The organism is Aeromonas sp. PI_26 (assembly GCF_027854445.1).
GTDB lineage: Bacteria > Pseudomonadota > Gammaproteobacteria > Enterobacterales > Aeromonadaceae > Aeromonas > Aeromonas veronii.
This window is the reverse complement of record NZ_JAJNOE010000021.1, coordinates 33,763-54,744: the sequence shown is the minus strand read 5'-3', so window position 1 is coordinate 54,744 and position 20,982 is coordinate 33,763. Positions and strand designations below refer to the sequence as shown.

The window sequence follows — 20,982 nt, the reverse complement described above, 5'->3', positions numbered from 1 at the left end:
TCCCCTCGGCCCTTGCGGCCGCATAAAAACAATCCACGCAGAGATAAACAAAGAGCCGGCAATTGCCGGCTCTTCTTTTTTACGCTTCACGCACGCTATCAGGGGTGCTGGATGATCAGGCTATGCTGATCTTCCAGCATGCTCTGCAGGATATCGTGGGACGAGGTGCTGGTGAGATTCCAGCTGGTCAGGTCCACATCCTTCAGGGTGATCTGTTGGGTTATCTGGCCATCACCCGCGGGTGAAACCGAGAGATTAACATCGCTCAGGCCATTGCTCCCCGTGGTCACCGAGGCTGAGAGATGCTTGAGCAGATCATCGACACCATTGCCAGTTACCCCTTGCAGCATATCAGCCAGATCGATCTTGTCCCCTTGCTCCGGATGGAAGTCGGTGATGGTATCGATGGCGGGCTGCCCCTGACTCCCCTCATCCCCGTGCTGCCAAACGAAGAGATCGCTGCCAGCCCCGCCGGTGAGAATGTCGTTGCCATGCCCCCCCAGCAGACGGTCATCGCCAGAGGAGCCAAACAGCCAATCCCCCTGATCGGAACCGACCAACTCATGACCACTCTGGCCGTGCACCGTAATGGTCTCAAGGGGCGTGCTGACGGTTGAGCCGCCGACACTCGACTCGGCACTGATCCCCAGCACATGGTCACCGTCGCCAAAACCGCTGAAGTAGAGCGGAACCGAGTGATCGGCCGGGATCAGCCAGTCGCCATTGCCATCGGCATGACCGACGCTCTGACCATGCTCGTCCTGCACCTGCGCCCCATTCAGGCCGCTGATGCGGATGGAAAGCTCACCGGTTGCCGGATTGACCACGCTGGCGTTAATGCCAAGGGGGATAACGGCCCCCTGCAAGGCATGGAACGCATGCTGATCCACCGTCAGACCCGGCATATCCGGCTCGGGAGTGACAGTGATGGTCACCTGATCGGTGTCGCTCAGCGGACCACCCACACCAGTGTTGCCCTGATCGGAGGTAGTGACGGTAAGGGTATCCTCTCCCCAGAAATCTTTGGCCGGTTCATAGTGCAGGTGACTTGCCAGCAACTGGTTGAGATCAGCCAGCGACCCCACCAGGGTGATCTCGCTGGTACCCGCCCCCTGCACCATCACGGCACCGGTTGCACCCAGCAAGGTCAGTACTCCATGTTCGACCCGCAGCACCATGGAGACAGGCGCACTGCCTGCATCCACATCCTTCACGCTGACGCCAGAGAGCGACAGGGAGCCATCCTCTTTGACCGTCATGCTGCCAGGCAGCTGATTGACCGGCGCATCGTTGACCGGCTGCACCTCGATGGGCAGCACATCGGTATCGCTGAGTGCCCCGCCACTACCCGTGTTCCCCTGATCGTTGGTGACCATGGTCAGGGCGTCATTGCCGTAGAAATCACTGTTGCCCTGATAGGTGACCCCACCAGAGAGCAAGGCATTGAGATCGGTCAGCGTGCCGGTCAGCACCAGCGAACCGGTGCCGTTTCCGACCACCGTCACGCCACTGCCAGCAGGCAACGTCAGGGTGCCATGCTCCACCGACAGAGTGATCTTGATGGGGCTGTTGCCCGCATCCACATCTTTCACCTGCAAACCGTGGATGACAAAAGGCTGATCTTCCTGCGCGACCTGAGGGGTCGTTGGCAATACGTTGATTGGCGCATCGTTGACCGGGCTTACATCCACATGGATGGTACCATTGACCTCGGGGCCAAGGGCGCCGTTATCGAGGCTCTGGGCGGTGATCTTGAGATCCAGTGCACCGTTGGCATCATTGGTCACCAGCTCGACAGCCCCCAGCTTGCCGCCCTCGGTGGTGACCTGCCAGCGACCGCCACCCAGATCAACAACAGTCCCCGCCACGCCATTTGGCAAGCGGATCTCGGCGCCATCAGGAACCCCTTCGATGGTGACCCGCACCTGCTCGGGCTTGTTCTCATGCACATTACCCGCACTGCCGCCGGTTGACTGGGTATCCCGGGTCTCCAGCCCCAGCTCCAGAGTAATCACATCCCCTTCGGTACCGCTCGCCTGACCCTGAATGTCGGCGATAAGGGCATCCCCCACCGGATTGACGGTGACGGTAAAGCTGCCACTGGTTTCGAGCGGAATGGTGAGCCCCTTGTCGAGGGTAAAGGCGCTCAGCGACAGATCCACGGTGCCGCTGAAATCAGCTGGCGGGATCAGGGTCAGCTTGGAGAAATCGGTCCCCACCGGGATCTGCCAGACGCCGCCACCATTGTTGACCGCCGGAGCCGACAGGGTGAAGCCATCCGGTACCCCCTTTATCTGCAGCGCGACGATCTGCTCCGAGCCATCGTTATCGATAAGGGTTGCGCCAAATCCGGCAAGGTTGACCGTGCCATCTTCGCTCCCCGTGACGCTGTGCACCGAGAGCTGAGCCGGATCGTTGACCGGTCTCACCTCAAAGCCGACCTGGCCGCTCCAGCTGCCGCTGTCAGTCACTAGCTGGCCGCCGACCAGCGCGGTATCGACGATATCGACCTTGATGTCGAGCGGTACCTGACCGCTGAAGTGCTCTTTGGGCACAAACACCAAATCCTTGAGGGCAGCCACGTCGTTGACCACCAGGGTGTTGACCGGCTTGCCGCTGCCATCGAGGAAGTAACCATATTTCGCATCCACCGTGATGGTGACCTGTTCCACGGTTTCGAGGCCGCCGCCCGCGATGGAGGGGCTGATATCGGCCAGTTTCACCGAGAGATCGAGGTGGATCTCGCTATCTTCCAGATTGTCCGGCTGTCCGTCATGGTTGGTGTCCAGCACAGTCAGTGTCAGTTCCGGATGCTCGCCACGACCACCATTCACATCGACCACGGGGGCCACATCGACCCTAACCGTGCTGCTGTCAACCTTGATGTCACCACTGGCGGTATCGGTATTCACCACCTTCACCTCGATATTGAGCGAGCCGGCAAAGTCCTGTGGCAAGCCAAGGGTCAACCCTTCCAGGCCCGCCAGTGACGGCGGCACCTTGATGACGTATTCACCGGTCGAGATGTTGTACTCGGCCCCGCTGATGGTGACGCCCACCGGCAACCCCTTGAGGACAATGGTCACCTCGTCGCTGGCCTGATCGGCGGCGCCGATATGGATCACGCCTTTGAGCTGCTGACCAAAATCAACCCGGATATCCTCCTTACCCACCAGCACGGCGTTGTCGTCGATATCGACAGTCGCCGCCGGCGTCTTGGGCGTCACTGGCTTGTTTTCAAATTCGGCACTGGTTTCCAGGCTCACTTTGACATGGGCGCTGGCATCGCCATCATCGCCCCGGTCGATAACCATGGCATCGATGCGGATCGGTTCGACCTTGCCGACAAACCCGTCCGGCGCATGCAGCTTGAAGCTGCCGAGGTTGCCCGCCGGCACGATCCAGCTGCCGTTACCGTTGTTGATACCGCCAACCACCACGAACTGATCGCCTGCACCACCGTTCAACACCGGCAGGTTGATCACCAGATAGTCGACCTCCTCCACGCTCGAGGGATCGAGGTCGGTAAAGACGAAGCGTCCAGTCAGGTCTATATCTGCACCGCTCTGCCCCACGAGAGCTCCACCGTTCTGGGTCAGCACGCCATCGGGCTCCACCACGGCCTGGATATCGACATGCAGATTGCCATCGATCACCTTCTCGGCCACCGCGCCCGAATCCACATCATGCTGGGTCACGGTGACATGGCTCTGGATAGTGGTATCCCGATCGCTATCCTCCGGCGCCTTCACCAGCAGTTGCCCCCCGTTGAGCAGGCTGTCGAGCTGGGCGGCAGTCAGGGTGACCTTGCCACTGACCACGGTCAGCTGGCTCTCGACACTGCCGACTCGCAGCCAGATCTGGTAGCCATCCTCCACCCCGGAGAGACTCAGCGCCGTGACTTTCTCGGCGCCGTCAGTAAGGGTCGGATGCCAGTCCAGCACGGTGAACTGATCTTCCAGGCCATGACTGGTCTTGCTGTAGTCGGTGGCGTCAATCTCCGGTTCCACCTTGATATGCAGCGGCACATCGAAGCTCTTGTGGTCGCCATCGTTCTCGGTCACCACCACCTTGGCGATCAGGTTCAAATCCGCCGTGCTGTTATGGGGCGGCTGAATAAGCAGGTTGCCAAAATCGGAGACATCGACCTGATAGGTCGGCTTGCCATGGGCGTCAAGTCCGGCAAAGGTAAGAGTCAGCTCTTTGCCATTGGCATCAAAGACCCGAGCACCTTCCGGCAGCCCTTGCAGCACCACGTTGAGGCTCTCGGAAGTGTCATGCGGGGTATCGACCCACTCGCCCGAGGTGAGGGTAAAGTTGAGCGGTGCCCGCCCATCCTCGCCCACAGTGATGGCATAGCCTGTCCCCTCGGCCTCCCAGCCAGTATTGCCAAGCTCGAAGTGAGGCTGATCCACCACCCCCACCAGATCCACATGAAGGGTCTGGGAGCCCGTCTCCTTTTCGTTCACCACGGCATGGGTCTGGCCGTTGGCATCGGTCAAGGTCGCCGTGTCTTTCACCACCCCCTTGATGGTCAGATCGAAATCGACGTTGCTATTTTTCGGCGGTTGCAGCTTGAGTTCGCCAATCCGATCAAAAGGAACCTCATAGTAACCGGCTATGTTCTGTGCAACGGCGGAACCACCCAGCAACAAGGTTGCGCCGTCAGGCAGGCCACTGATGCGGACAAACATCTGTTCGGAGCCATCGAGTTTGTCACCCAGATGAGCAAGGGCGATCTTGCTGCCCAGATCGAGCAGGGTGTCTTCCTTGCCCTGAATGTCCCGCACGGTGAGCTTGGCGTCATCGGCCACCGGATTGACGTTGATCACCAGATCAATCTTGTCTCCCTGCGCCGTACCCTGACCCTGAGCGATCGGGTTCTTCTCGGTGCTGATCGGCGTCACCGACAGCTTGATGTCACCACTGAAATCCTTGCCCGGAACAACAGTCACCTTGTTGATGTCGCCAGCAGCCACCGTATAGAGGCCGTTTGCCCCCGGGGTAAGCACCTTGCCGTTCAGGGTAAGCGTCCCCTGACCCGACTCCCACTTGATCTGGTAGCTCAGTGTTTCGGAGCCATCGATGTCGGTGAGAGTGGCCTTCACATTGAGAGCGATGCCAGTGCTGTCTTCATTGGTGGTGTAGTGCTGATTTGTGCTCGCTCCATCCCAGAGTGGCTTGTCGGCAATACCTTGCACCGTGATGTCCAGATTGCCGGTGAGCACCGGGGGCTTGCTCCCCTCGGTGACGCCCACCTGCAACTGCACCGGGAAGCGCAGCGGATTGCCACCGAGGTCGTAGTTCGAGTAGTCGTGGTTAGGCACGAAGGTGACACCGGTGAGCTGGAACTTGTCGTTGGTGTTGGCCACCGCCACCATGGCCTCAGGCGGCACCTGATACCAGGTCTTGCCACCCAGGGTAATGGTGGTCAGCGCGACACCGTTGAAATAGAAGGTTCCCTGGGCATTGGCAGGTGCCTGGATAAGCAGCTGCTCCACATGCTCGCCCCGATCGAAATCCCCCACATCCAGATTCATGGTAATGGGGATCCCCTGGCCAGGATCGGTTGCTCCGGCATCCTCCTGGCCGGTGACGGCGCTCACGCTGAGCGTGCCAGCCTCGTCCCGGATGGTCAGGGTCAGGACCCCATCATCGATATCCCCGTCACCGTCCATCAGGTGGAACTCAATCTGCTGCACCAGAGTGCTGTTGCTGTGATCAATGCCCGACCTGGCAGTGAAGCTGTAGTTACCCTCGGCATTGATCACCAGAGTGCCGATGACTTGTCCTGTGCCATCTGTTACCGAGATGGTGGTATTGCCCGTTGCGGCGATGGGGTGCTCGGTGCCATTGATGGTGACCGATTTCACTACTGCATCGTCCGCCCCCTCACTGGCGGTGGCCAGCAGATCGCCGGTCACTTTCGCTCCTTCATTCAGGGTCTTGTTCGCATCCACGGCGACGGGCACATCATCCTGCACGCTCACATGACCAATCACTTCTGCGCTGAGGTCTCCATCACTGTCCCGCGCCTGTAACGGCAGCTGGATATCCAGCAGATCCTTGCCCTGAGCCCTGTGATCCAGATTGCCGATGAGCTCGAAGGTGTAGCGGCCGGAGACATCCAACGTCAGCTTGAAGATGAGCTTGCCTGCGCTGTCCTTGCCAAGATAGACACCCGGCTGGCTATCGGCGCCAATGGTGACAACCTTGCCCCCCGACGTGAGGGTGTTGAGGGCGTTGAAACGGGCCACATCCAATTGCAGAGAAGCCACCCGGTCGCTCCCGGCGGCAATCGCCACCTGACCGATGGCAACTTCTCCCCTGCCTGAGTGACTTGTGCCACTATGCTGGCCACTGCCCCCATTGAGATCCGACTCCTTGACTGTGACCCCCTCGATAGATGTGATCACGGGATTGTCAGCATCGGTGATCACCGCAGTGGTACTGCCAGTGATCACGCTGCCATCGCTGTCGGTGACTTCGACCGGCAGATTCAGCTCCAGCTTGTTGTCTGCACCATGATCCAGGTTGGTATGCACCGTCACCTGATAACCTATCTCTGCGCTGGTGTGAGCGGCGATGGTGGCAGGGACAGTGGGGATGGAGACCGTCATCACTACCAGACCGCCACTGGTCACCGCCTGGAAGGTGTGACCATCGGTGCCAACCGCTTTCCAGGTCAGGGTTTCGCCGTTATGGGTGATGGGCTTGCCGCTGGCATCCATGACCTGACCGGAGAGGGTCAGTCGCACATCAGTCACCGGATCCGAGTCGGCCTTGATGGTGATCTTGCCGCTCGCCTGCTGGTCATCAACGGCCGAGTTGGTGCCATCGAAGCGCCCTTCATTGAGGGTTACATCGGTCAGGGTCAGGGTTGGTTTCTCCCCTTCCCCAATCTGGATATTGAGGGTGCCGCTGGTGCTATCGTTGTTACCGCCCGCTTTGTCGTAGTCGTTGACGATCACCTTGATGGGCAGCTCGGTCACGGCGTTGCCGCCCTGATGAAGCCCCTGATAGAGGGTGACCTGATAGTCAAACCCGTTTTTGCCCGCCTGATCGAGGCTGCCAATCAGCTTGACCTCAAACACCTCGACCCGCTGGCCATCCACCATCACATAACCCTTGAGCAGCTGGCTACCGGGGATGGCGGAGTCCCCATCAACCAGCTCGTATTTGACGGGCTGGCCAAGTGCAGTGAGCGCAGGTTGCTGGCTGCCATCGGCAAACGCCACCTCGATCACCCGATCCGACCCAGCTTGCACATCGAAGTGACCGGTTTGACTCAAGCTGTTGCTGCCGGTGAGGTCCCCCTCATCCAGGGACACGCCTTTGCCCGGGATAAAGCTCGGCGCCTTGCCGTCCGCAATGGTGAGCGGCAGCGTGGTACCGATGCGATCGCCATCCTTGTCAGCCAGGGTGACGGCAAGCGGCAGGTTGAGGGATTCACTCCCTTTGTGATCCAGCTCGCCGCTCAGGGTGACCTTGGCGGTGACACTCCAGTTACCGTTGTTATCGACCAAGCTCAGCTCGGCGCGCAGCACCACCTGGCCACCGGCGGTTCCGACCAGCTGGCCGGTTGCGGGATCGACGGTGAAAGTGACCGGGTTACCGTGGCTGGTCAGTCCGGTCAGGGTGCTCTGGATAGCGGCGATATCAAAACCGAGGGATGCTGGATCGAGGGCATCGCTGCCGTGCGCGACCGAGAAACTCATGGTGCTGACGGCAGCCGTCTCCCCTTGCGCCATCTCGGTGATGGTGGTGCCGGTCACGGCGGAGATGGTCGGGTTGGCGCCATCACCCACCGCCACGGTAATGGTGGAGGAGACCTTGTCACCATCGCTGTCGAGCAGGGTAAAGCCTGCCTTGAGCAGGCTGTCGGCACTGCCCTGATCCAGCGGTTGATGGAGGGTAAAGCTGTATTTGCCATCGTTACCGAGGGTCAGCTCAAACACCAGCTTGCCATCTGGGGTACGTCCCTCGATACGATGATCGGCCACCGCGATGGTCACGGCCTGCTTGCCCGAGGTGAACCCTTGCAGCCCCGGCTGATTGGCATCGAAAGTGATGCTGGCCAGCGGATCGCTGCCAGCGGTGATGGTCAAATCACCGTTAAGAGTCTGCTCCTGCTGCCAGTTGCTATCTTCGGTGAGCGTGAGGGAGACAGGGTCTACCTGCGGCAAGGCACCATCGGTAATGGTGATATTGAGGGTGCCGAGGTTGCTCTTGTCGCCGTCAAAATCTGAACCCTGTACCTTCAGGCCAAGGTTGAGGCTGTTGGTCGCTTCCGGCTCGTCAAACACGCCGGTCAGGGAGACGTTGTATTTGCCATCCAGTCCGATGGTAACGATGAGGATTGCCTTGCCCTGCCAATCCTTGACGATCAGTTGGTTGTCTTTAACCTCGTAAGTCGTCGCCTTGCCCTGGCTGGTGAGCCCCGCCAACGCTGGCTGGCTCGCCTCAAAGTTGAGGGAGACCAGACGATCGCTGCCCACCGTCACTGGCAGCTGACCATCGATGCTCTGGTTGCCCCCCTCTTGCAGGGCGACCCCCTTGTCGATGCCCAATGCGGGATCACTGCCATCATTGACAGTCAACGTCAGGTTGGCACTGGTGCTGTCGCCATCGATCTCGTTGGCGCTCACCAGCAAATCGAGGGAAAGCATGTCGCTACCCTGATGATCGAGCGGGCCGGTGAGGGTGACCACCACCCGCCCAGCCAGATCGCTGCCCTGCTGCTGCGCATTCAATTCGGCACGCAGCACCTCCACCCGTTGGCCACTGCCATCCAGGTAGTAACCCACCAAGGTGCGATCATCGGCAAATTCAAAGGTCAGCGGATGACCATCGCTAGCAAGACCCGAGCCGTTGAGGGTAGTCAGGGTACTGTTCTGATTACTGAACACCAGCGAATCCACCAGCAGAGGATCGACACCGTGTTTGACTACAAAGCGGCTCTCACCCACTACGACAGCACCGTTGATAAAGGCATCTTCGGTCAGGGTAATGGGCGGGAGATCAACGTCAAAGTTGGGCGGATTGCTGTCCACCAGATTGATCACCAGCGGCGCCTTCACCAGATCGCCGTCGCTGTCGCGATATTCGAGGTTGAACGGCAGGCGCAACACGTCCTGACCGTGATCCAGGCTTTGACTCCAGACGATGCGGTAACTTCCGTCATTGTTGAGGGTCAGGGTGAAGACAGTCGCCCCACCAGCACTGGCGGTCAGGGTCTGACCGTTGATGATGTAGCCAAGAGGCGCGCCATGGCTGACGAGCCCCAGCCCTTCCAAGGCTCTCTGATCAGCGGCGAACTGGACTTGCAGATTGCCATCCTGGCCAGCACCGGTATTTAGACTGCCGGTCGCGGTGATCGGGCCACCGGCCAATCCGGCTTCGGAGAGCGTCAGGGTTTCGCTCTGACCGATCAGCGGCGCCCCATCGCTGGCGCTGTTGCCCGCCAGATCGGTGACACTGGCACGCACTTCAAAGGATTGATTGATACCGGAGAGATCAAGACCTGATACCTGCCAGCGGCCATCGGCCCCCACCTGTGCCGAGGTGGTCAACAGCGGCTGGCCATTGCTGTCGACCAGGGTGATGGTGACACTCTGACCAGCCTCCACATTGCTGGTGGAACCGCTCAGGGTGGCGCTGCTGTTGCCAAACAGGGCAGTGGTATCGAGATCATCGATGTCGATAAAGGCCTGGGTATCGACATTGATAACGAGGGTATCGCTGGCGCGGTTGCCGGCAATATCCACGGAATTGACCTGAAACTGGTACTGGCCATCGGCCAGGGTCTGCGGCAGCTGATATTGCCAGTTACCGGCGGCATCCACCGTCAGGACGGTGAGCACGCTACCGCCAAGGCTCAGGGTTACGGTGGCGCCGGGCTCCCCTTTGCCCTGCAGCAGCGGGGTATTGTCGCGGGTCAGATCATCGGTCTGGCTGGCGCCGGTGTCGCTCTCATCGGCGAGATCGAGGGTAATGGTGGTGATGGTATCAAGCAGAGTCTGTCCGGTATCGCTGGCGTTGTTGCCCGCCTGATCCTGGGTATTGGCCACAATCTGCAACGGGCCATCCACCAACTTGCCGGTCACATCGCCAAAATTGGCTTCCCACACCAGGCCGGGCAGCACCACGGTCGTCACCGTCAGTGAATTGCCCGCCTGATCGATAAGGGTCACAGTGACTGGCTGGCCTACCTCCACATCATCCACCACACCACGAATGATGACGCCAGCCGCTTCATCGGCGTTGATAATGTTGTCGCTGGTTTGGGGCTCGGTGATGGTGATGGCGGCAAAGAAATCGCGCTCTTCAGAAAACAGCAGCTCATCGCCAACAGGTTGCACCGCATGGTCGGTATCAAAACCGGCCTCGGCCAGGGTGGCATCGTTGGTACGATCGACCACCACAAAACCACCCGAGCTGGAACCTGCTACACCACCGATATTGCCCGCAGCGGCTGCGTTACCGGCGGCCGCCGCTTGAAACTGCTCTGTCGGGTCAATACCCTGACGGATCGCCTCCTGCAACGAGGCCAGTTCCGGATCGGCCGGTTGCCCATCAGCAGCAGGTGTGGCGTGCTCAGGTTGGGCGGCCATATCTTGCTCACCAGCAGGCTCACTGCCCGGCTCGGCTAGTTGAAAGTGGCCCCCTTGGGCAGTTTGCAGGCGGTCCCCCGGCTGCAATGCCATCCCCACCTTTGCTCGTATGACGGATCCATCTGCACTGATGACAAACACGGAACCCTCGAGTTGGGAGATCACCGTGGACTTTTCAATTTGCAACTCAGCCATACAACCTCCAGCAAAACCTTAACCACCAACATCAGTACCTACAGGGTACTTGTCTGTTCAATAATCATACCGCACCAGACTAAGTGGGTCTTTTCGCTATTTTCGACAATGATTGCCATAAAATGGCCATAACTTACAAGATTGTGCATCTAACAGGCCCTTTTTAATAAAAAGAGATTTGGATGAACCCAATTCCATCACCTTTATTAATAGGTCTATCAGACTTCACGTGACCATTTCTGTCGTTTGATGATAAATCCACTGCAGCCTCAATAAATGGATCATAATCCGAAGGTCAAAAGCTCACACCACAACACCGCAAATTTGCATATTCAGTCAATTATTAGCATAAGATATTGCCAGAATATGTGAACAATACGGCAGCAATCAGGATCAGCAGCAAAAAGTGCCTGTACGTAGCTGTATCGATCAAACGCCTGCCATCGAATGCTCGGCAGTTAACAAGAAGTTGAGTTTCCATAAAATTTAATCCAGATCTCATTTCAGCGATCAATCCTGTGCACCAATTGATCTGGCACAACTCTCCCTCCGATAAATCATCATTAAATTTACCTATTTGTTAGGGTAACCCTCGAGCAATCATATATTGCGCGGTTTTATTCACCCGCAAGCGAATGTCTGCCCACCCCGCCGGACGGGGGGAAGATCCACACCAAGATGGAACGGGTCAGACGAGACCAAAACATTTATCTGGGAGTGATAAACGTGGGTTCACAACACAGGCATATCAAACTGGGCCTCGCCACCCTGCTGCTGACTACCAGCCTTGGCACCAGCGGCTGGGCACTGGCTGATGACGCAACCACCAAGGGCAAGATAGAGGCGCGCAGCGAGCTGTTCGCCAAGGATCACGCCGATCAGTTCACCAGCTGGCAAGCCACCAGCGAAAGCAAGGAGCGTACCGACGCGCTGGCGGAAGATCCCAATATGGTGGTGCTGTGGGGCGGTTACCCCTTCGCCAAGGATTACAACAAGCCGCGCGGCCACTTCTATGCGCTGACCGACGTGCGGGAAACCCTGCGTACTGGCGCCCCGAAAACAGCCGAAGATGGTCCGCTGCCCATGGCCTGCTGGAGCTGCAAAGGCCCGGACGTGGCCCGCGTTATCGACGAGAAGGGTGAGGATGGCTACTTCAAAGGGATGTGGGCCAAGGGCGGGCCGGAAGTAGTCAACACCATCGGCTGCGCCGACTGCCACGACACAGCCTCGAAGGAGTTCAAGGAGGGTAAACCTGCCCTGCACCTCTCCCGTCCCTATGCCGATCGGGCCATGACCGCCATCGGCAAGCCGTTCAAGGAGCAGGGGCGCTTTGATCAGCAGTCCCAGGTGTGCGGCCAGTGCCACGTGGAGTATTACTTCAGCGGCCCCACCAAGGCAGTCAAATTCCCCTGGGACAAGGGCACCACTGTGGAGCAGATGGAGGCCTATTACGATGAAATCGGCTTTGCCGACTGGACTCATGCCCTCTCCAAAACCCCCATGCTGAAAGCCCAGCACCCCGAGTACGAAACCTGGCGCGCCGGCATTCACGGCCAGAACAACATCGCCTGTGTCGATTGTCACATGCCCAAGGTGCAGAACGAGCAGGGCAAGGTCTACACCGATCACAAGGTGGGTAACCCCTTCGATCGCTTCGAGCAGACCTGCCGCAACTGCCACACCCAGAGCAAGGAGATGCTGCAAGGGCTCGTCAAGCAGCGCAAAGAGGCGGTGATCGAGACCAAGCTGAAGGTCGAGAAGCAGCTGGTACACGCCCACTTTGAAGCCAAGGCGGCCTGGGATGCCGGCGCCACCGAGGCAGAGATGAAGGATATTCTGCAGGACATCCGTCACGCCCAGTGGCGCTGGGACTACGCCATCGCCTCCCACGGGGTGCAGATGCACGCCCCCGAAGTGGCCCTCAAGGTACTTGGCAGCGCGCTGGATAAAGCCGCTGACGCCCGCACCAAGCTGGCGCGCCTGTTGGCCAGCAAGGGGATCAGCCACGAGATCGCCATCCCCGACATCTCCACCAAGGAGAAAGCGCAAGCCGCCCTTGGCATGGATATGAAGCAGTTCAACAGCGACAAGGCCCAGTTCCTCAAGACCACGGTCCCCGCCTGGGATGCCGAGGCCAAAGCGGCCGGACGGCTGGCACAGTAACGGCGCCTGCGGGCCCGGCCAGACCAGGCCCGCAGCGGATGGAGGCTTCCTATGGGTGATTTAACGATGGATTTTTTACGACTGATGCTGATGGCAGCCATGCTGCTCACCAGCCTGCAGTGTCAGGCGGCTGAGCCGGCAGCAGCCCCTGTTCCAGCTACACATGAGGTGGAATTTTTACGCAATCCCGACAAGGCCTGCACCGACTGTCACAAGGAGCAGAGCGAAGGGATGCACGGCAAGCATGGTCAGGCGACCAATCCCAACAACCTCAAGCCGGTGACCTGCACCAACTGCCACGGCCAGCCCTCCCCCCAGCACCGGGAAGGGGTCAAGGATGTGATGCGCTTCAGCCACAGCCTGAAGGATAAAGAGAGCATCAAGCTTTATCCCATCAGCGAGCAGAATGGAGTCTGCATGAGCTGCCACGAGCCTAAAGAGCTGCGCGAGGCGCTCTGGGCCCACGACGTGCACGCGACCAAGCTCACCTGCACCAGCTGCCACCAGTTGCATCCGGCCAAGGAGCCCATGGTGGGGATCCCGGAAAAATCCCGCATCAAGCTCTGCGTCGACTGCCACAGCAAGCAGCATGAGGCCAGCAAGGCACGGCAGGAGCAGTCCAAACCGGCTACCGGCAAGGAGGCATCATGAGCTGCTCTCGCCGTGACTTTATGGCGGGCATGGGCGCAGGGGCCCTTATCATGATGACGGGGACTGCTAGTGCCAACACCCGCTCCCTTGCCCCCCCCCTCGCCCACAGCCAGACCATCGACGGGATCCGCTATGGCATGCTCCACGATGAGACGGCCTGCATCGGCTGCACCGCCTGCATGGATGCCTGCCGGGAAGTGAACAAAGTGCCGGAAGGCGTCTCGCGCCTCGAGATCATCCGTTCAGGCCCAATCGGTGAATTTCCCGACGCCGAGTACCGCTTCTTTCGCAAGTCCTGCCAGCACTGCGACAACGCCCCCTGCGTGCACGTCTGCCCCACCGGCGCCTCCCATATTCGCAAGGAGGATGGCATCGTCGATGTCGACGCGGATCTCTGCGTCGGCTGCATGTATTGCCTCGCCGCCTGCCCCTATCAGGTGCGCTTTATCAACCCGGTCACCCGAGTGGCGGACAAATGCGACTTTTGCCGCAAGACCAACCTGACGGCGGGCAAGGAGCCGGCCTGCGTGGAATCCTGCCCCACCAAGGCGCTGGTGTTCGGCAATCTGGATGACCCGGACAGCCCCATCGCCCAACGGCTGGTGAAGGAGACCACCTATCGCTACAAGCAGGCACTCGGCACCTCACCCAAGATGTACCGCGTGCCCAAAGGGGAGATAACGTCATGACCATGCAAGCGGCATTTCACTTCCCTTCCCTCGTGTGGGGATTTGTCCGATCGCCATCTACCGAAGCAACAGAAGGAGGAATGGATCATGTTGCATGACGCATTTCACTTCTCCTCGCTAGTGTGGGACTGGCCCATAGCCATCTATCTCTTTCTGCTCGGCATCTCCGCCGGGGCCAGCACCCTCTCGGTGCTGCTGCGCCGCAAGGGGGCCGGCAGCGAGAGCGGCATCATCAAGGCGACCGCCATTCTGGCGCCAGCGAGCGTGATCCTGGGCTTGTTGATCCTCATCTTCCACCTAGCCCGCCCCTGGACCTTCTGGAAGCTGATGTTCCACTACCAGTTCGACTCAGTGATGTCGATGGGGGTCATGCTGTTTCAGCTCTATATGGCGGTGCTGTTCGCCTGGCTGGCTGTAGTGTTTCGCGCCGAGATTGAGACCTTGCGTTGTCACCTGCTGCAAGAGAAGTTCGCTTTTGTGGATGAGCTGATTGGCTGGCTCGCCCGCATCGAACGGCTGCTGGCGCCGCTGTTGCTGCTGCTCGCCGTGCTGCTGGGGGCCTACACCGGCTTTCTGCTCTCGGCGCTCAAGACCTATCCGCTCTTGAACAACCCGGTGCTGCCGGTGCTGTTTCTGGTCTCCGGTATCAGCTCCGGCATCGCCTCCACCATCTTGCTGGCGGTGACGCTCTTCAAGGAGAACCATCACAGCCAGGGGGTGAGCTTTGTTCACCGCTTCGAGCGGCCGGTGCTGGCGGTGGAGGTGTTGCTGCTGGTCTGCTTCTTTACCGGCCTCTACTTCGGTGGTGGCCAGAAAGAGGTGGCGATGTGGGCGGCCATCGGCAGCGGCTTCTGGGCTCAGGTGTTCTGGGTCGGCGTGGTGGGGGTCGGCATGCTGCTGCCCCAGTTGCTGGCCCTGCTGGCTCCCGCACCGCTGCGGGCCAAAAACGGCTATCTGGTGCTGGTCTGCAGCCTGACCCTGGTGGGGATCCTGCTGCTGCGCTACTTCGTGCTTTATGCCGGCCAGATGACTGTAGTTTAAAGGTATGATCACCAGCGCCAGCCACCTTCGGGTGACTGGCGCTGGCTCGTTGATTCGCAAGTGAAATCTAAATGGGGATAACAACGTTGGAATTTCTTTATCGAGGGTTCAACTGCCATATGACAGTGACCGATGCCATGGTTCCCAAATCGCTATCGGATGATCCAGAGCAAGGCGCTGAGTTTGGTGATGACAGAGTTCAATGCGGAGACTCAGATTTCACATGCGGACTCTCTATCACCAATAGCATTCACTCACACGAATACGGTGGGAATGGTGAACCAACTGGAGGGATATCGACAACCCCGCATTTTGAAGTAGCCAAACGCTATGCCTTGGGAAATGGAAGGTTTGCCAACGGCCATGTCATCCGAATGTCCATCCCAGAATTAAAGAAAGCTGGCGTAACCATCTATCGAGTCAATGATTGCCTTGATACCCCCTCAGTCCCTTCGGATGACGAACATTGGATCTATTTCAAAGGCGAGTTTCCTCAAAGCACCATTGTGGAAACGTTCCACGTCTACTCAGAAGCGCCTTCTGGGCCTGAGTTGAAAGACTGAAATTTGTAATTAATTCAATTAATTTCTAATTGCATTTGGAGGTTGTGTGCTGGCGGAGCTCGGCTATCTCTCACTGTTGCTGGCGACCGGGCTCGCCCTGCTGCAAGGGCTGCTGCCCTGGCTGGGGCTGCGGCTCGCCTCACGGCCGCTGCTCGGCTGCGCAACACCGCTGGCCCTCCTGGTCGCGCTCCTGCTGTTGGCCGCCCTGCTGCTGCTCGCCGGCTGTTTTGGCCTCGATGACTTTACCCTGGTCTATGTGGCCCAGCACGCCAACAGTGCCCTGCCGCTGGGCTTCAAGCTGGCGGCGGTGTGGGGCGGCCATGAAGGCTCCATGCTCTTTTTCGTCTTTGCGCTGGGGCTGTGGGGCGCTCTGGTGGCCCTTTGCTCCAGGCGGGTCGATCCGCTTATTACAACCCGGGTATTGGCCATCATGGGGCTGATCGTCGGCCTGTTCGGCCTCTATACCCTGATCTTCTCCAGCCCGTTTGACCGCCAATTCCCGGGACCACTGGAGGGGCGCGACCTCAACCCCATGCTGCAGGATATCGGCCTTATCATCCACCCGCCCCTGCTCTATCTCGGTTACGTCGGCTTTGCGGTCAACTTCGCTTTCGCCATGGCGGCGCTGCACTCGGGTCGGCTCGATGGCGCCGTGGCTCACTGGAGCCGCCCCTGGGCGCTCGGCTCCTGGGTATTTCTCACCGCCGGCATCGTGCTGGGCTCATGGTGGGCCTACTACGAGCTCGGCTGGGGCGGCTGGTGGTTCTGGGATCCGGTAGAAAACGCCTCCCTCTTGCCCTGGCTGCTCGGCACTGCCCTGCTGCACGCCCTGATTGTCTGCGAGAAGCGCGGCGCCTACGGCCACGCCGTGCTGTTACTCTCCATCTTCACCTTCGCCTTGAGCCTGCTCGGCACCTTCGTGGTGCGCTCCGGGGTACTCACCTCGGTGCACGCCTTTGCGGTGGACCCCAGCCGCGGCCTCACCCTCTTGTTGCTGCTCGGTTTGCTATTGACCTGCGCCCTCACCCTGTTTGCCCTGCGCGCAGACATTCGCGCTCCCTATGCCCGCTTTGGCTTGCTGTCAAAAGAGGGGCTGCTCGGCGCCGCCATCCTGCTGCTCTGCGTGGCCTGCGCCAGCGTGCTGCTCGGCACCTTCTACCCCATGGTGTTCCAGTCGCTTCATCTGGGTTCGCTCTCGGTGGGCGCCCCCTATTTCAATACCATCTTCGTGCCGCTGGCCCTCTGCCTGATGACGCTGATGACCCAGCTGCCGCGCCTGCGCTGGCAGCAGCTTGCGGCACATTCCCGACTCAACGCGCTGTTACCGCCGCTGTTTGGCCTGCTTGGCGGCGGGCTGCTTAGCCTTGCCTATCTGGAACAGGGATCGTTTTCCGGTAGCTGGATTGGCATCCTCGCCAATATGGTGAGCCTCTGGCTGATGGCCAGTCTGTTGCTCCCGCTCTTGCAACCGACGTCGCTGCGCGAGCTCACCCTCCATCGGTTCGGCAGCCTGCTGGCTCATCTCGGGGTGGCGGTGTGCGCCCTTGGCATCGCGCAGGTGAGTCACCACAGTCAGGAGGGGGGCACTGTGTTAAGTGCCAACCAACCCTACCAGCTCGGCGCGTTCGAGTTTCGCTATGAGGGGCGCGAGCCGGTGATCGGCCCCAACTACACCGCCGAGCGCATCACGCTTAGCGTGCACAAGAACGGTAAAGAGGTGGCGCGGCTGACGCCGGAGCGGCGCCACTACAGCGTTCGCACCATGAACATGAACGAACCCGGCATCGCGTGGGGAATGTTCGGCGATCTCTACGTGGTACTGGGTGAGAAGATGGGACCAGATGCCTATGCCATGCGGCTGCACTACAAGCCGCTGGTGCGCTGGATCTGGTTCGGCGGCCTGTTGATGATGGCGGGCGGCACCCTGCGCCTGCTCGCCCGTCACCCCTTGCTCGCCTCCCGCCCCGTTGTGGTTGGCGCCTCCCATCCCCGGCTCGAACAGGAGGCGTTATGAGATCCCGCCTGCGCCTCTTTCTTCCACTGCTCCTTACCCTGAGCCTCGGCATCCTGCTCTGGCTCGGCCTTGGCAACAATCCCTACAGCCAGGATGAGGCGACGCTCGGCCGTACCCTGCCTGCGTGGCAAAGCAACAATCTGCTGGATGGGAGTCCGATCCAGACTGCCAGCCTCAAGGGCGAGCCCTTTGTCCTTAACGTCTGGGCCAGCTGGTGCGCCAACTGCCGCGCCGAGCATCCGCTGCTCAGCGAGCTCGCGGGCACCGTGCCCCTCTACGGTCTCAACTACCGGGACAAGGGGGATGCGGCCCGCGCCTGGCTTATCCAGGCGGGCAACCCCTATCGCGCCGTACTGGCCGACCCTAACGGCAAATTGGCTCTTGAGCTCGGCGTCTACGGCACGCCAGAGACCTATCTGTTTGATGCCGATGGTGCCCTGCTCGCCCGCCACACCGGCGAACTCACCAAAGGGATCTGGCAACGCCAGTTTGCCCCCCTGCTCGACAAGGCGCGAGCGGATGCGCAGATAAAGGCCGCCACAATGGCACCCGCGATTGCGCCATCTATTGCGCCGTCTATTGCAACATCAGCTCGGGAGACACAGCCATGATGTGCCGTTCTCTTGCTTGCGCCCTGCTGGCCCTCGGCATGCTGCTGAGTGCAACTGCATATTCCAGCGGGGTCGACACCTATCAGTTTCGCCACCCCGAGCTGCAAAATCGGGCGCAAGAGCTGGCCCGCGCCCTGCGCTGCCCCCAGTGCCAGAACCAGAATCTGGTGGAGTCCAACTCCCCCATCGCCCAGGATCTGCGGCTAGAGGTCTACCGCTGGGTGGACGAGGGGCAGTCAGATGAGCAGGTGATCGCCCGCATGACGGAGCGCTTCGGCGATTTCGTCCGCTACGATCCCCCCTTAAAGGCCAGCACGGCGCTGCTGTGGGGCGGTCCCCTGCTGCTGTTGGGGCTGGCGCTGTTGACCCTGTTTCGCCGCCTCACGCGCACAAAGGTACAAGCCATCCCTGTCGTTAGAGCAATGATTGAACCCATTCATCAACCTGCGGCCGATCCGCGCAGCGAATTGAATTGGCTGATCATGCATGGGGAGCAGACAGGTCTCTCCCCCGACCAACCACTCTACAGGGAGCTGAGCGCCGCCCGCCTGGCCAACGCCATCCCGGCGACTGAGCTGGCCCTGCGCGCGCAACTGGCCAACCAGCATGACAATCGCGGCCGCAATAACCGGCACGGGCGGGCCTTGTTGCTGCTTGGCATCATGGCATGCGTAGCCGTTGCAGCTGTGTATCTCAGCACCGGCCGTTATCAGGCATGGCAGGATTATGCATCCCGTCCCGATCCGCTGGCGGGGTTGAGCCCGCGGGATCTGCAGGACAAGGAGCTGGGGAGTCTGCATCAGAAGCTTCAACGCAACCCCGCCGATCTCGACAGCTGGGCGGCGCTCGGCCAGCTCTATCTCTATCGCGGCGAATATGACAACGCCCTGCTCGCCTATCAGCGTATCGCCCTGTTGGAGGGGGGAGCCAGTGCAGCGACCCAGGCCGCCCAAGCCACTGTGCTCTACTATCAGGCGGGCCAGCAGCTGACTCCCGAGGCAACCCGCCTGCTGGAGAGCGCCCTCAAGCAGGACGCGGGGGAAGTGAGCGCCCTGATGCTGCTCGCCTCCGATCACTTTCTGCATGGTCGCTACCGTCAGGCCATTGCGCTGTGGCAGCAACTGCTCGATGGCGAGCGCCCTCGCATCAATCGGGCCGCGCTGATCGAGGCGATCCAGACGGCAAGCATAATGGGCGGGTAACCCCTTGATTGAAGGAGGGTAATCGTGGTGATATGGCGCCGCGACCACGCAAGTGGCTCAGCACTCTCTTTCAATAGACAAGGATGTCTGGATGCAACTCACCCTGTTAAACGACTCGGGCAAATTCGATGGGCTCGATGACACCATTAGGCACGTTTTTGCCTAGACGGCGCACAAATTGAATACCTTGTTCGATCTCTCCCAACTGGATGTCACCTTCAGTCCTTTTGCCGAGGGGGATGCTCCCGACTCGGGTATCGGTGGCTGGGCCATCAACATGTATCGAATAGAACTCCAGCTTGATCTGGAACGGCCTGATATCAAAGAGGTGATCATCACCGAATTGCCTGCCGTGCTGGCCCACGAAGTCCACCATATCGTGCAAAAGAAGAACAAGGTGGAAGCAGAAACACTGGCCGAAAACCTGATTTTTGAAGGGCTGGCCTGCTACTTTGAGCAGAGGTTCAATGGCGGCACCCTCCCCTCGCTGTTCAAGGAGTCTCATCACCATGACTGGCAATCGCTCCTGGCAGAGATGACGCCCCATCTATCCAGCAAGCAGTTCAACTTTTTAGACTTTTTCTACTGCCGTGATAACCGGCTATTTCCCAAATATGCCGGTTACTGGGTGGGGTTCAATCTGGTGGCCAACTATCTGGCCAAAAATGGCCTGAATGAAATAGAGGTCATGGGCCTGCCCGCCGAGGCGTATTTCAATTAACACGCCTTCACACTATTCATGGCTATCACAGAGCCCAAACCCGGAGAGAAGATCATGATCCCCATTCGCTGCAAGGCCGTCTCCGGCGTTGCCCTTACCACTGTCGATGGCGAAACCAAATTGCTGGTGATGAAACGGGTCAAGGGGGGCTTCTGGTGTCATGTGGCAGGCACGGTGGAGGCGGGTGAAACCGGCTGGCAGACCATTATTCGGGAGTTTGGCGAAGAGACGGGGATCAGGGTCACCGAACTCTACAACGGCCAGTATCTGGAGCAGTTTTACGATGCCGCCTTGAATACGGTGGAGGTGGTACCGGTCTTTGTGGTCTATTGCCCGCCCAATCAGGCGGTGACCCTCAACGACGAGCACACCGAATATCGCTGGTGTTCTCTGGCCGAGGCCAAGGCGCTGGTGAGTTTCCCCGGCCAGAAGGCGCTCTACGACCATATCTGGCACCACTTTGTCGACAACGCCCCCTCTCCCCTGATGCGGGTCGATATCCGCTGACTGCGCACAACT

At 59.7% G+C, this 20,982-nt stretch carries 11 protein-coding genes; 10 read left to right on the top strand and 1 reads right to left on the bottom strand.

Annotated features, from left to right (window positions below; translation table 11 throughout):
• Window positions 1-98: 98 nt before the first annotated feature.
• The gene (locus LRL22_RS18410) at window positions 99-10,808 is read right to left on the bottom strand and encodes a retention module-containing protein (protein ID WP_270906061.1); all 10,710 of its coding nucleotides are present in this window, start codon (window positions 10,806-10,808) and stop codon (window positions 99-101) included.
• Between the two features lie 726 nt (window positions 10,809-11,534).
• Here LRL22_RS18410 and nrfA point away from each other — a divergent pair.
• From nrfA to LRL22_RS18360, 10 genes are all read left to right on the top strand, one after another.
• On the top strand, window positions 11,535-12,971 hold the full coding sequence (gene nrfA / locus LRL22_RS18405) for an ammonia-forming nitrite reductase cytochrome c552 subunit (RefSeq protein ID WP_425292798.1): 1,437 nt from the start codon (window positions 11,535-11,537) through the stop codon (window positions 12,969-12,971).
• Between the two features lie 51 nt (window positions 12,972-13,022).
• Window positions 13,023-13,622, top strand: coding sequence for a cytochrome c nitrite reductase pentaheme subunit (gene nrfB, locus LRL22_RS18400; protein ID WP_270906060.1), 600 nt, complete (start codon window positions 13,023-13,025; stop codon window positions 13,620-13,622).
• Window positions 13,619-14,311, top strand: coding sequence for a cytochrome c nitrite reductase Fe-S protein (gene nrfC, locus LRL22_RS18395; protein WP_270906059.1), 693 nt, complete (start codon window positions 13,619-13,621; stop codon window positions 14,309-14,311). The genes nrfB and nrfC overlap by 4 nt, the downstream gene beginning before the upstream one ends.
• A gap of 87 nt (window positions 14,312-14,398) precedes the next feature.
• Entirely contained in the window at window positions 14,399-15,352 is a 954-nt protein-coding gene (nrfD, locus tag LRL22_RS18390; protein WP_270906058.1) for a cytochrome c nitrite reductase subunit NrfD, read from the top strand.
• A gap of 119 nt (window positions 15,353-15,471) precedes the next feature.
• Complete coding sequence (locus tag LRL22_RS18385) at window positions 15,472-15,915, top strand: hypothetical protein (RefSeq protein WP_270906057.1); 444 nt, start codon at window positions 15,472-15,474, stop codon at window positions 15,913-15,915.
• Between the two features lie 46 nt (window positions 15,916-15,961).
• Window positions 15,962-17,929: a heme lyase NrfEFG subunit NrfE gene (nrfE, locus tag LRL22_RS18380; protein WP_270906056.1), complete on the top strand. Its 1,968-nt coding sequence runs from the start codon at window positions 15,962-15,964 to the stop codon at window positions 17,927-17,929.
• On the top strand, window positions 17,926-18,540 hold the full coding sequence (locus LRL22_RS18375) for a DsbE family thiol:disulfide interchange protein (RefSeq protein ID WP_270906055.1): 615 nt from the start codon (window positions 17,926-17,928) through the stop codon (window positions 18,538-18,540). Before nrfE ends, LRL22_RS18375 begins: the two co-directional genes overlap by 4 nt.
• On the top strand, window positions 18,537-19,742 hold the full coding sequence (gene nrfF, locus LRL22_RS18370; protein ID WP_270906054.1) for a heme lyase NrfEFG subunit NrfF: 1,206 nt from the start codon (window positions 18,537-18,539) through the stop codon (window positions 19,740-19,742). Before LRL22_RS18375 ends, nrfF begins: the two co-directional genes overlap by 4 nt.
• A gap of 178 nt (window positions 19,743-19,920) precedes the next feature.
• Complete coding sequence (locus LRL22_RS18365) at window positions 19,921-20,463, top strand: DUF2268 domain-containing putative Zn-dependent protease (protein ID WP_254127551.1); 543 nt, start codon at window positions 19,921-19,923, stop codon at window positions 20,461-20,463.
• A gap of 54 nt (window positions 20,464-20,517) precedes the next feature.
• Complete coding sequence (locus LRL22_RS18360; protein WP_216950898.1) at window positions 20,518-20,970, top strand: NUDIX hydrolase; 453 nt, start codon at window positions 20,518-20,520, stop codon at window positions 20,968-20,970.
• The last annotated feature ends 12 nt before the right edge of the window (window positions 20,971-20,982 follow it).